The 12,226-nt window shown below is 61.4% G+C and carries 11 protein-coding genes and 1 pseudogene; 7 read left to right on the top strand and 5 right to left on the bottom strand.

The annotated features are described in order from the left end of the window. Window positions 1-671 (top strand): annotated as a pseudogene (locus C9413_RS17965) (RsmD family RNA methyltransferase); the annotation flags it as partial. Between the two features lie 92 nt (window positions 672-763). Here the strand turns inward: C9413_RS17965 and C9413_RS17960 are convergent. From C9413_RS17960 to C9413_RS17950, 3 genes are all read right to left on the bottom strand, one after another. After that, on the bottom strand, window positions 764-2,857 hold the full coding sequence (locus tag C9413_RS17960; protein WP_170250708.1) for a methyl-accepting chemotaxis protein: 2,094 nt from the start codon (window positions 2,855-2,857) through the stop codon (window positions 764-766). Between the two features lie 205 nt (window positions 2,858-3,062). Beyond that, entirely contained in the window at window positions 3,063-3,815 is a 753-nt protein-coding gene (locus C9413_RS17955; RefSeq protein ID WP_039844164.1) for a crotonase/enoyl-CoA hydratase family protein, read from the bottom strand. 8 nt (window positions 3,816-3,823) lie between these two features. Continuing rightward, window positions 3,824-5,602 carry an acyl-CoA dehydrogenase gene (locus tag C9413_RS17950; protein ID WP_170250707.1) on the bottom strand — a complete coding sequence of 593 codons (1,779 nt, stop codon included), beginning with the start codon at window positions 5,600-5,602 and terminating at the stop codon, window positions 3,824-3,826. A gap of 200 nt (window positions 5,603-5,802) precedes the next feature. Between C9413_RS17950 and C9413_RS17945 the strand changes: the two genes are divergently transcribed. The 3 genes from C9413_RS17945 (at window position 5,803) to C9413_RS33475 (ending at window position 7,262) form a co-directional block, all read left to right on the top strand. Then, entirely contained in the window at window positions 5,803-6,798 is a 996-nt protein-coding gene (locus C9413_RS17945; RefSeq protein ID WP_039844162.1) for a transporter, read from the top strand. Between the two features lie 64 nt (window positions 6,799-6,862). Further along, a complete protein-coding gene (locus tag C9413_RS34505; RefSeq protein ID WP_323808234.1) occupies window positions 6,863-7,102 on the top strand; it encodes a VOC family protein in 240 nt (79 codons plus the stop codon). A 7-nt stretch (window positions 7,103-7,109) separates the two neighbouring features. Then, the gene (locus C9413_RS33475) at window positions 7,110-7,262 is read left to right on the top strand and encodes a hypothetical protein (RefSeq protein WP_223843972.1); all 153 of its coding nucleotides are present in this window, start codon (window positions 7,110-7,112) and stop codon (window positions 7,260-7,262) included. Between the two features lie 182 nt (window positions 7,263-7,444). Here C9413_RS33475 and C9413_RS17935 read toward each other — a convergent pair whose 3' ends face one another. Beyond that, window positions 7,445-7,924 carry a BA14K family protein gene (locus C9413_RS17935; RefSeq protein WP_039844161.1) on the bottom strand — a complete coding sequence of 160 codons (480 nt, stop codon included), beginning with the start codon at window positions 7,922-7,924 and terminating at the stop codon, window positions 7,445-7,447. Between the two features lie 159 nt (window positions 7,925-8,083). Further along, entirely contained in the window at window positions 8,084-9,328 is a 1,245-nt protein-coding gene (locus C9413_RS17930; protein ID WP_039846653.1) for an aromatic ring-hydroxylating dioxygenase subunit alpha, read from the bottom strand. A gap of 381 nt (window positions 9,329-9,709) precedes the next feature. On the opposite strand from C9413_RS17930, the gene C9413_RS17925 reads away from it, so the two are divergent. The 3 genes from C9413_RS17925 to C9413_RS17915 all read left to right on the top strand — a co-directional run. Further along, complete coding sequence (locus C9413_RS17925) at window positions 9,710-10,318, top strand: DUF6656 family protein (RefSeq protein WP_039844160.1); 609 nt, start codon at window positions 9,710-9,712, stop codon at window positions 10,316-10,318. Between the two features lie 55 nt (window positions 10,319-10,373). Further along, window positions 10,374-11,348 carry an L-threonylcarbamoyladenylate synthase gene (locus C9413_RS17920; RefSeq protein WP_039844159.1) on the top strand — a complete coding sequence of 325 codons (975 nt, stop codon included), beginning with the start codon at window positions 10,374-10,376 and terminating at the stop codon, window positions 11,346-11,348. A gap of 19 nt (window positions 11,349-11,367) precedes the next feature. Then, on the top strand, window positions 11,368-12,226 hold an 859-nt coding region (locus tag C9413_RS17915), incomplete at its 3' end, for an FAD-binding oxidoreductase (RefSeq protein ID WP_170250706.1).

The following is a 12,226-nucleotide window of genomic DNA, read 5'->3' as shown; positions in this document are numbered from 1 at the left end:
CCGTAGACGGGATCAAGAAAATGCCGGACCCGCAGCGGCGCAAGGCGATTGAAACCGTGCTTGGCCTTCGCGGCATCGCGCGCGTTTCGCTGAATGGCGAAATCCTCGTCGAGCCCTCCAAGCCGATCGTCGACTTCGGCGGTGTGCAGGTCTCGCCGCCGGCTGGCAGCTTCACCCAGGCGACGAAGCCAGCCGAAGAGACGATGGCCGAGCTGGTGCTTGCCCATGTCGGCAAGGCAAGGCGCATCGCCGATCTCTTTGCGGGCGCCGGAACTTTCTCTCTTCGGCTTGCCCGGATCGGGCGCGTGCATGCCGTCGAAGGCGAGGAGAAGGCGCTCGCCGCCCTCGACCAGGCGGCGCGCAAGACACAAGGGTTGAAGCCGGTCAGCGTCGAGAAACGCGACCTTTTCCGCCGCCCGCTGATGACGTCCGAGCTGAAAGTCTATGACGCTGTGGTCTTCGATCCGCCTCGCGCCGGAGCCGAGTTCCAGTGCCGCGAGCTCGCCCGTTCGACAGTGAAGAAGATCGCCGCCGTCAGCTGCAATCCGCTGACATTGGCGCGCGACCTCTCCATTCTCATCGAGGGCGGCTACCGGATCACCGGCGTCACGCCGATTGACCAGTTTCTCTGGACCTCGCATGTCGAGGTGGTGGCGACGCTGGAAAAATAGGCCCCCCAGGCTCTCATTGAGCCATCGCGATCCAGCGCGCGAATGAAAATGCCCGCGCCAACGCGGGCATTTTTGGTTTGAAGCGGCAGGGGTCAGGCGGCGCGGCGGCTAGCCGAAGCCGTCGTTGCGTGCGCCCCGGGTTGTAGGTTGAACTGCGCCAGAAGCTGCATCAGCTTTGCGGCCTCGGTTGCGAGGCCGTGGCTTGCCGCTGTCTGCTCTTCGACCATTGCAGCGTTCTGCTGTGTGCCCTGATCCATTGTGTTGACGGCCATATTGATCTCGTGGAGGCCGGTCGATTGCTCACGGGTGGCCGTGACGATCGCGCCGACATGGCGGCTGATTTCCTGCACCTGCAGAACGATCCCCTCCAGTGCTTTGCCGGTATCGCCGACCAGCGTCACACCGGAGCGAACCTGGGAATTCGAGGCCGTGATCAGGCTCTCGATCTCCTTGGCCGCCATGGCGGAACGCTGCGCCAGTTCCCGAACTTCCTGCGCGACGACGGCAAAGCCCTTGCCTGCCTCGCCGGCCCGTGCGGCTTCGACACCGGCATTGAGCGCCAGAAGGTTCGTCTGGAACGCGATATCGTCGATGACGCTGATGATGTTCGAAATCTGCTCGGACGACTGCTCGATGCCGTTCATCGCATCGACCGCCTTGCGGACGATCTCGCCGGATTCTTCGGCGCCGGCGCGTGTGCGGTTGACGAGATTGCCTGCTTCCTCGGCGCGGCGGGCGGTGTCCTTGACGGTGGTCGTGATTTCCTCGAGTGCTGCGGCAGTCTCTTCGACTGACGCTGCCTGCTGTTCCGTGCGGTGGGCGAGACCATCGGCAGCCGTGCGGATCTCCGACGCACCGGCATCGATCGCATGCGCGTTGCGGCCGACGCTCTGGAGTGCCGCATGCAGCTTGCCGACGGCCGTGTTGTAGTCGCTGCGGAGACGGTCGAGATGCACGGCGAACGGCGTTTCGATGCGGTGGGCGAGATTACCCTCCGAAAGCGCTCCCAGCGCACCCGCCAGCGCATCGACGGCGGTACGGATTTGCGCCGCCTCCAGCGCTTTTTGCGCTTCGCGATCCTGACGCTCGCGCTCGCTCAGTGCGCGGCTGGTCTCGGCCTCTCCTTCCAGGCGCTCGCGGTCGATTGCGTTGGTCTTGAAGACGGCGACCGCTTCGGCCATCGAGCCGATCTGATCGCGGCGTTCCTCCCCGGGAATGGCGGCGGAGAGATTGCCGGCTGCCAGGTTCTGCATCGCAGCTGTCATGGCGGTGACCGGGCGAATGACGAGACCGTGCAGGAGCCAAGCCATGGCGACGATCATCAGGCCAACGGCGAGAAGCGTGGCGATGGTCGCTGCGATGCGGAATTCGTCCAGGGACGCGAAGGCTTTGTCGCCGTCAACGACGAAGCCTAGATGCCACTCGACCGTCGGCAGGCCGTCAACCGGCAGGAAGCTGACGAGAGCCGGTTTTCCGTCGAATTCGCTCTCGACCAGGCCGGGACCGATCGACGGCGTCGCGTTCGGGAAGGCATCGGCAAGTGTCTTGGTAACAAGCTTTGCATCCGGATGGATGAGAATCTGGCCGCTCTTGTTGACCAGGAAAGCCATGCCCTGGCCGCCGAGATCGATCTCCTTGATCATCTTCACCATGGTATCGAGCGAGAAATCGCTGCCGACCACGCCGGCAAGCTTGCCGTCGCGCTTGACCGGAACGGCAGCACTGATGATGAGGTCGCCGCTCGAGGCGTCGGTGTAGGGCTCGGTCAGGACGGGCGCATCGGCCTTGACAGCATCCTGATACCACGGGCGCTTGCGCGGATCATAGTCCGCCGGGAGCGGCAGGTCCGGCCAGGACGTGAAGACGCCCTGTTCGTCGCCGAGATAGGTACTGACGAAGTGCTTCGTCAGGACGTCGTTCTGCAGCACGCTGACAACGCCGGCGCGATCGACAGCCTTTGCGGAGGCGTTTGCGACCATCGCGGTCAGCGTGACGCGACCGTTCATCCAGTTGGCAAGGCTGCGTGCAGCCTGCTCGCCGGAAGACTGGATATTCGCTTCGATCGAGGCCGCCGTGACGCTGCGCTGCACAAAATTGATATAGGAGGAAAAGGCGACAAAGGCCGCGAGAACCACGGCAGACGCGGCGACAAGGATGCGCGTCATCAAATTCGTCTTCTTTTTCAAGATGCGGTCCTTTCGGATCGTCTGCCGTCCCATCGGCGCACAGGAACGCGGGGCGGGAGCGGAACAGGCAGATGGCTCATGGAGACAAGGATGCGCAAAGCGCCTCATGCGCCCGGACGACCGAATGGAATCAACTCGTCACCCCCTGATTATTAGGGGCTACTTAAAACAGGCTTAAAATTTAGCAAAAATCCTGTGCCCCGCATCAGCGCCGCATGAAGGCCTCGAAAGCCGCACGGGCTTCCGCGCTCTTCAACTGTGCGGCAAAATGCCGGGCCTCGTCATCGATGCGCGCAATGACTTCGGCACGGTCGCCGCGGATGAGATCACGAGCAATCTTCAAGGCTTCCGGGGGCTTGGCGGCGAGTTTTGCGGCGGCAGCAAGGGTTAGGGGCTCAACGTCCGGCGCGGAGCAAACCCTCCAGACCAGCCCGGCATCCTTTACCTCCTGCGCGGAGAATGCTTCACCTGCAGCAAGCAGGGCGAAGGCGCGCTGATGACCCATGATGCGCGGCGCGAGCAAGCTGGAGGCAGCTTCCGGCACGAGCGCCAGGTCGACGAAAGGTGTGCGAAACTGGCTGCGGTCGGAGGCGACCGTCAAATCGCAATGCATGTGCATCGTCGTGCCGATGCCGATCGCCAGCCCATCGACGCCGGAAACCAGGGGCTTTTCGGCATTGACGAGCGCATTGAGGAAATCGAGAAGCTCGCGGCCAAGGGAGCCACCCATCGCCGCCGCAAGGAAGTCGCCGATATCGTTACCTGCGGAAAAAGCGCCTTCCGTGCCGAGGAAGACCGTCGCCCGGATGGCGATGTCCTCATTCGCGGCCTTCAGCGCTTCGGTCATCCGCACATACATGGCGCGGGTGATCGCGTTCTTCTTTTCCGGGCGGTTGAAGCGAATGATCTGTACGCCGGGATGGGCAGCGGATTGTTCGACGATGATGTGGTCGGACATGATGATCCTCAGGCAAGAGCAATGCGGGCAGCGGCGAGGCTATCTGCGCCGTTGATGACGCGATCCTTCAAGGCGGCGGTTTCCGACAACAGATTTTCGGCGGCAAAGCGGCAAAGCGCAATGCGCCTTTCGTCTGCACCGTCAGATACCCTGGCAAGACCGCCTTTGGCGAGGTAGGAGCCGGTCAGGGCGAGCCCGAAGAGGCGCTGATAGGGCGTCGCTCCCGAAAGGGCATCGGCCACCTTGCCATCTGCCTGCACCTTCAAAAGCCAGCCGGTTGCCTGTTCGAGATCGGCGATGGCCGAATCAAGCCGCGCTGCCGTTTCGCCAAAGCCATCGAGATTGGAACTGCGCACCTGATCAGCGATATCGCGAAGCTCGGCGAGGAAACCTTTCACGTGATCGCCGTTCGAAAGCGGCAGCTTGCGGCTGACGAGATCGATCGCCTGGATACCGTTGGTGCCTTCGTAGATCGGCGCGATTCGAGCGTCGCGCAAGAAGCGGGCAGCGCCCGTCTCCTCGATGAAGCCCATGCCGCCATGGACCTGAATGCCGAGCGAGGCGACGTCGACGCCCGCATCGGTCGAGAAGGACTTGGCGATCGGCGTTAGAAGCGCAGCGCGTTCCTGCCAATGCTGCTTGTCTCCACTGGCGCGATGCGACATGTCGATCGCGTGGGCGCAGGCATAGGAAATGGCGCGGGAGCCTTGCGTCAGCGCCTTCATCGTCAGCAGCATGCGGGCAACGTCGGGATGTTCGATGATTGGGCTCATGCCGCTGCCGCTCCAGCCGGGCGCCCTGCCCTGCGTGCGCTCCATGGCATAGGCTATCGCCTTCTGCGTCGCGGCTTCGGCGATCGCGACACCCTGCATGCCGACCGTCAGTCGGGCTTTGTTCATCATCGTGAACATGCAGTTGAGACCCTTGTTCTCCTCGCCCACGAGCCAGCCGACCGCCCCCTTCTCGCCGCCGAACCTGCCGTCGCCATAAATCATCGTGCAGGTGGGCGATCCGTGGATGCCCATCTTGTGTTCCAGCGAATGGCAAAAGACGTCGTTGCGGCGACCAAGCGAGCCATCGTCGTTGACAAGGAACTTCGGGACGAGGAACAGCGAAATGCCGCGCGTGCCGGCCGGTGCATCAGGCAGGCGCGCGAGGACGAGATGGATGATGTTGTCCGTAGCGTCGTGCTCGCCCCAGGTGATGAATATCTTCTGGCCGAACAGGCGATAGGTGCCGTCATCGCGCCGCTCGGCCCGGCTCTTCAGCGCGCCGACGTCCGATCCTGCATGCGGCTCGGTGAGGTTCATGGTGGCAGTCCACTGGCCGGAGATGAGCTTCGCCAGGTATTTGTGTCGCAGTTCCGGGCTGCCGTGGGCGCTCAGCGCCTCGACCGCACCCATCGTCAGCGTCGGGCAGAGCGCGAAGGCTGTGGCGCCGGAGTTCCACATTTCAAGCGCGGCGACGTTCAGCATGTTGGGCAGGCCCTGGCCGCCATATTCCTCGGGGCCTGTCAGTCCGTTCCAGCCCCCTGCGATCCAGTCCTGATAGAGTTTCGCCCAGCCATCCGGGGTCTTCACTTCGCCGTCAACCAGACGAGCGCCCTGCCTGTCGCCGATATCGGCCAGCGGGGCGACTTCTTCCGTCGCGAAACGACCAGCTTCGTTCAGGATCGCGTCGACGAGATCCTCGCCGAGGTCACCGAGCAGGCCTTTATCGATCGCGTCGCTCAGCCCTGCGACATGTCTCAGAGTAAACGCGATGTCCTCGACGGGCGCCTTGTACATATCATCTCCTCGCATCTCAAACGGAACCGTGGTTCCAAGCCTCCGATGGCAGAGCTAATTGATTTTTACGTAAACGTCAATTTCGAATTCGGCGTTTCAGAATTGACGACATCTTGCCGCTCGCAGGTCTTCACACTTGCACAAACAACCGTCATGGAGAATCTCTAAACAGACTGATCGCATCGAAAGGATCGCGACCGATGGATACATTGCCCGCCAATATACCCGGCCTCGTCTGGGCCTACAGTTTTCCGGCAGGAAGCGGCAAGGCAGTGCGCCTGCACAACAGTGCGTTTCCGGCAGAACTGGTGTCCGGCAACGGCTTTTACTGGCTGCATCTCAACCTCGCCGATGCGCGCGTCCCCGCCCTGCTCGAGACGCTGGACGGCCTTTCCGAAGATGCCAAGACGGCTCTCACAACGCGCGATACGCATGCAGCGCTTACCGTGGACGAGCAAATGCTCTACGGCACGCTCATCGACTGCCAGCGTGAATTCGATCAGGATACCAACGATCTCGGCTGGCTGCATTTCGCAATCGCCGATCGCTTCATCATCACCACCCGTCTGCAGCCGCTGCGCAGCGTCGAGCGGGCGCGCGCGATGATCGAAAAGAATCCGGCAAAATTCTCCCGGCCGGTGGACCTCTTCGAACTGCTGGTGATCGAGTTTCAGCGCACGCTGATTTCTGTTGTCATGGAGCTCACCGAAGAGCTGAACCTCATTGAGGACTTCGTCTACGACAACGTTTCGCGCGATGAGCGGCGGCGGCTGGCGCCGGCACGCCGCACAATCGTACGCCTCCACCGGCACCTTAGAAACGTGTTGACGCTCATGCGGCGGGCCTCGGCCTCCGACGAGGACGAGATGCCCTTCGGCTTCGAGGATATCGCCGGGCGGCTAACGAGCAGGCTGGAATCGGTCGACCACGATATCTATGCATTGCAGGAACGCGCCCGCTTGTTGCACGAGGAAATCGACTCGAAGCAATCCTCCGAGACCAACCGTCACCTCTACATCCTTTCGATCATGACAGCCTTCCTGCTGCCGCCAACGCTGGTGACCGGCTTCTTCGGCATGAATACGGCTAATCTACCCTTCGCCGAAGGACCTGGCGGTACGGAATACGCGGTGGCGCTCCTTATCGCTTCGGTGCTGCTTGCCTGGTGGCTGCTCAAGCGGGTCAATATTCTCTGACAAGAAAAATCGCTGTCCAATGCACTGCTGCCATGGACGCGTATCGAAATAGCGCAGACTTTGCGTGCCGGCTCGTACTTCGTCGCGCAGAAACAACATCAAAGTGCGTGCACTCGACGACATTATACTGGGTGTAAATGATGTTGCGGTGACCTGCCGCTTCTACGAACGCGTGCTCAGCATGGAGGTCCGGGAGGAGCGATCCGGGAAGTGGTCATTGCATTTCGGCGCCAACAAGATCAGCCTTCAGGACGCCGGTGCACCGCCAAACATAGCCCCGCGAAACTGTCCCGGGCAGCGGTAACTTCTGTTTGCTAACCGATACCCCGCTGGACGCGGTCATCCTGCAGATCAAGCGCCAAGGCGTGGAAATTGTCGACGGGCCGGGCGAGCGGGCCGGAGCGATGGGTAAAATCCCGTCCGTCTACTCCAAGGATCCGGACGGCAACCTCCTCGAGAGGTGAGCAACTGGCTCTATATTGAGCGCATCGAGTCGAGACGAAGGCTTTGCGGTGCGCGTTCGTTCTCTGGCGCAAAGCAGCCGCCATAGTGCCGTCCTCTCGAGGTGGGCTGGCGGCGTTTGTATTCACTATCGAAAAGCCCGGCAGTGCTGCCGGGCTGATCGGTTCAAAAATTGTATTGAGCCTCAATTGTAAGGCGAATAGCATTGCTGCCGCGGGCCGTTATAGGGCTGGAACGTATTGTCGTAAGCCCGGTATGAACGGTAGCGGTTTGCGCACCAGGCGACGTGACCGCCGCCGCCACTGTAGGCCGGCGGAGCGACGTAGCGCGGCTGCGAGGCGATCGCGCCACCGATTAAGGCGCCGGCGCCGAAAGCAGCCAGCGGATACCAGTAGCCGTTATAGTGACGATAGCCAGGGCGCGAATAGCGATAGCCGCGATAGCCGCCATAGTAACCAGGGCGATATGCGGGTCTGTAACCCGGATAGTATCCGGGACGATAGCCCGGGCGATAGTAACGGCGATACTGAACGTTCTGCACGTCCGAGGATTTTTCCATCTGCGGTGCTGCCGGCATCTGAATGGCCTGGGACGGCACGAAGCTCGTCAGGACAACAGCGGCGGAAAAGACGGCACTGACAATTTTCTTACTGAGCACATTCATTGTATTCTCCAATCCCCAAGCGCGAATCTGGCCTCGCCTGTAACGTATGGGTGCGGAAAATGTTCCCAACACGCGCCGTTCGGCAGGGATTGCGTTTCTACCGGAACGCAAATGAACCGGGGATTAACCGGTTCATTCCTGCAATTGAAACGGGAAGAGTCAGGCGACGTCGGAAAGCTTCGCCTGATCGCCCTGGAGGCGGTTCACCATGAAGTTCGAATACCATTCGAGGAACTGCATGACGCCGCCTTCATGGAGCATCGAGTAGGGACCGGGCTCATAGGCCGGCGAATGGATGCCGAAGGCATTCTCTTCGACGATGCGGCGGTCCTGATCGTTGGTTTCCGTCCAGACGTGCGTGAGTTCCTCGAGATTGTAGTCCACGCCTTCGACGGCGTCCTTGTGCACGATCCACTTCGTCGTGACGGCTGTCTCGTTGGCGCTGAGCGGCAGGACGCGGAACGAGATCGCGTGGTCGCCGAGCAGGTGGTTCCAGGTCGTCGGATAGTGAAAGAGCAGCATAGTTCCGATGCGGTCGATCTTAACATCCTCCGAAAGCGGGCGCTTGACGGCACTCTTGCCGGACATGGTGTAGCTTTCGGCATCCTCGATCAGCGGCATGCGGGCGGTACGGAACTGGCCGTCCGGCGAGATCTGGAACTTGCTCGGAAGGCCCGCCGCCTCGCAGCGCGCCCAGTGACCGGCGATTTCCGGGTCGTCGGCGCCACCGTCCGTGCCGGTGACGCTCGGGGCTTCCGGATAGGTGCGGCAGAGTTCCGGATGGTTGGCGGCGCAGTGATAGCACTCGCGGTTGTTTTCCCAAACGAGCTTCCAGTTGCCCTTCTCGATAATGGTGCTCTGGAAGGCGATCTTGCCTTCGCTCAGACGGTGGGGAAGCAGATAGGGGCTGACCATGTCGCGAATCGGCTGGAAGTCCGGTGCCTTTTCTGCCAGGCAGATGAAGATGTAGCCCGCAAAGTTCTCGCAGTGCACGGGCTTCAGGTTGTAGCCGCTCTTGTCGAAATCATCGCCCATGTGTCGGGCGAAGGCGAGCTTGCCGTCGAGATCATAAGTCCACTGGTGATAGGGACAGACGAGGCGGACCGACGAGCCGTGCTCCTTGGTGCAGACTCGCGAGCCCCGGTGGCGGCAGCTGTTGTGGAAGGCACGGATGACGTTGTCGCGGCCGCGTACGATGACGACGGGATACTGGCCGATTTGAACCGTGAAATAGGCGCCGGGCTTCGGCAATTCGCAATCATGACCCATGAACAGCCAGTCGCGATAATAGATCATCTCCATATCGAGCTTGAAATAATCTTCGTCGATATAGAAAGGTTGCTCAAGGCTGAAGCCTGCGCGCCGGTTTTTGAGCTGCCGCAAAACGTTGGTGCGAATATCCATCTGTTTATCCTCGTGCCATAGGCTGCCGCCGAAAAGGCGGGATGGAAGCGCCCGCTTCTTCTCCATGCGGGAGAACTATCATGGCGTCATTTAACCACCGGCCATGACTGCCGCTTGGTTGTAATGCGACATCGGCTTCGAAATTGACGACAGCGTGGCGACGCAACACGATTTTCGCCTCCGCTCCAGAGCCTTCAAATGCGACATCCGACAAACTCAAACCTGACAGCACAATCCACCTGCATTCGCCGTCATTATCGCATCTGCGACGCCCTTTCGCCACACGCTCCCGCCATCATGCGCAGGAGATGCGCTTTAACGGGCCATTAAGCATAAACTCCTATATTTCCCTTATCAGACAAAGCAGATGGAATGCGAGCCATGGCGAAAATTCGCTATTTCGACGCCAAAGGAGATGCCAGGCCGCAGGAGATGAAGCCTGCAGCGCCGCATTCCGAATTTCTCCGCACCGGCAAGATCACCCGCGATCGTGCGCACTGGCTCGCCGAAGAACGCCGCTACCTGAGCTACCGCGAAGTAAGCGAGAAAACCGGCCGAAAACTGCACACGGCAGGCATCAAGGCGCACCAGCAGATCAATGGCTTCCACCGCACGATCCAGTTCCCCAAGATGGTGTTCCACCGGACGCTCGCCGACAGCCCGCATCTCGGCTACTGCCATGTCACGGCGGCTCGGACGAAATTCGCCCGCTACGAGGAGGTCAGCTGGGCCTTCTACATCGCTAATTTCTACGCAGACATCGGCGACAACGACAATTTCTTCCACCACATCGATATCAAATATTCCCGCATGTATTTCGCCGTCGCAATCAAGCCCGGCGAGCATACGCCGGAGAAAATGACGATCGACCGCTCCATTCGCGGTAATGGCGTGCTCTTCAGAACCGACGATCCGCAGGTGGCGATCAGGAATGTGCTTCTGCTTGGCGCCCGCAACGAACAGCTTCGAGAAATCATCCGCCAGCTCTGATATTGATCGCAAGCTTTCAAAGGCCTATGGGACTGCCTGGAACAACGGGCGGCACATGGCACGCATAATCGACATCGCAGAACATCGACATGAAGCGCTGCAAATGGCGTCCGCCGTGCTTTCGGAAGGTTTTCCGGTCGCCATCCCGACTGAAACCGTTTACGGCCTTGCTGCCGATGCCACCAATGCGGCGGCGATAACCCGTATCTACGAGACTAAGGGCCGCCCCCGCTTCAATCCGCTGATCTGCCATATGAGCGATCTGGCGATGGCGGAAGAATATGCGGAGTTCGATCCGATCTCGCGCGCACTGGCGGAAGCCTTCTGGCCAGGGCCGCTGACGATCGTTCTGTCCTTGAAGGCGGAAAGCCGGATCCATGCGCTGGCAACAGCCGGTCTGGATACGGTTGGTATCCGCGTGCCGAAGGGGTTTGCGGGCGATCTGATCCGCGCCTTCGGCAAACCGCTCGCCGCACCCAGCGCCAACACATCGGGCAGGATCAGCGCCACCAGCGCAGCGCATGTCGACGCCGATCTCGGCGGCAAGATCCGGCTCATCGTCGATGCAGGCGCCAGCACCGTCGGCGTCGAATCCACCATCGTCAAGGTCGAGGACGGCGACCTGAAACTGCTGCGGCCTGGTGGGCTTCCGGCTTCCGAGATCGAGCGCGTCGCCGGCAAGCGGCTGCGGCGTGCGGGCAAGGCATCCGCAGCAATCGAGGCTCCCGGCATGCTCGCCTCGCATTATGCGCCCGGTGCCAATGTCCGTCTCGATGCCGGGGCTGTTAAAAGCGACGAGGCCTTGATTGCCTTCGGCGCGGTCGATGTCCCGGGTGCGAGCGATGCCGTCATCGTGCTCAACCTCAGCCCCTGTGGCGATCTGGCGGAGGCGGCTGCCAATCTTTTCGACTACATGAAGAAGGCCGATGCCAGCGGCGCAGCGACGATCGCGTTTTCACCGATACCGGACGAGGGTCTTGGCGAAGCGATCAACGACCGTTTGCGGCGTGCCGCCGCGCCGCGCGAATAACAAGGAAGGAATGAGCTCGATGAGCGCCAGCGTCTCGCCCGAACTTCTTGACCGCTTCGCCGCAATCGTCGGCGAGAAATACGCGCTGCGCAGCGAGGCCGAGCTTGCCCCGCACCTGATTGAGAACCGCGGCCTCTACCACGGCTCCTCGCCTCTCCTGCTCAAGCCCGCGAATGTCGAGGAGGTTTCGGCCATCCTGAAGCTTGCCACGGAAACCGGCACTGCGGTCGTACCGCAGACGGGCAATACCGGCCTCGTCGGCGGCCAGACACCGCGCGAGGGCAAGTCGGACATCATCGTCTCGCTCGAGCGGATGAACAGGATCCGCGACGTCGATCCGGTCGCGAACCTGCTGGTTGCCGACGGCGGCGCAATCCTCGCCGAGGTGCAGAAGGCGGCCGAGGCGCATGGCAAACTATTCCCGCTCTCGCTCGGCGCCGAAGGCTCCTGCCGGATCGGCGGCAACCTGTCGACGAACGCCGGCGGAACGGCGGTGCTGGCCTATGGCAATATGCGCCAGCTTTGCCTTGGCCTCGAAGTCGTGCTGCCGACCGGCGAAATCTGGGACGGACTTCGCCGCCTGAAGAAGGACAATACGGGCTACGACCTTCGCGATCTCTTCATCGGCGCCGAAGGCACGCTCGGCATCATCACCGGTGCCGTCCTCAAGCTTTACCCGCAGCCGCTCGGCCATCAGGTCGCCTTTGCTGGACTGAACTCCGTGGAGGAGGCGCTTGCCCTGTTCAATCTGGCGGGCAGCCTCTGCGGCACCTCGCTGACCGGCTTCGAGCTGATGCCGCGGTTCGGTGTCGAGATCACTGCCAAACATATCGAGGGCGTGCGCGATCCGCTGGAATCGGCTTACCCGTGGTATGTGC

It is taken from the genome of Rhizobium sp. SEMIA 4085 (assembly GCF_013004495.1).
In the GTDB taxonomy this organism is placed as follows: domain Bacteria; phylum Pseudomonadota; class Alphaproteobacteria; order Rhizobiales; family Rhizobiaceae; genus Rhizobium; species Rhizobium gallicum.
Note: the sequence above shows the minus strand (reverse complement) of the source record. Positions and strands in the feature narration are given on the sequence as shown.

Coding starts and splice junctions, on each gene's coding strand:
- C9413_RS17945 (WP_039844162.1), top strand. CDS start 5,803: ATGGATACATTGCCCGCCAATATACCCGGCCTCGTCTGGGCCTACAGT.
- C9413_RS17930 (WP_039846653.1), bottom strand. CDS start 9,328: ATGGATATTCGCACCAACGTTTTGCGGCAGCTCAAAAACCGGCGCGCA.
- C9413_RS17955 (WP_039844164.1), bottom strand. CDS start 3,815: ATGTCCGACCACATCATCGTCGAACAATCCGCTGCCCATCCCGGCGTA.
- C9413_RS17920 (WP_039844159.1), top strand. CDS start 10,374: ATGGCACGCATAATCGACATCGCAGAACATCGACATGAAGCGCTGCAA.
- C9413_RS17950 (WP_170250707.1), bottom strand. CDS start 5,602: ATGTACAAGGCGCCCGTCGAGGACATCGCGTTTACTCTGAGACATGTC.
- C9413_RS17925 (WP_039844160.1), top strand. CDS start 9,710: ATGGCGAAAATTCGCTATTTCGACGCCAAAGGAGATGCCAGGCCGCAG.
- C9413_RS17935 (WP_039844161.1), bottom strand. CDS start 7,924: ATGAATGTGCTCAGTAAGAAAATTGTCAGTGCCGTCTTTTCCGCCGCT.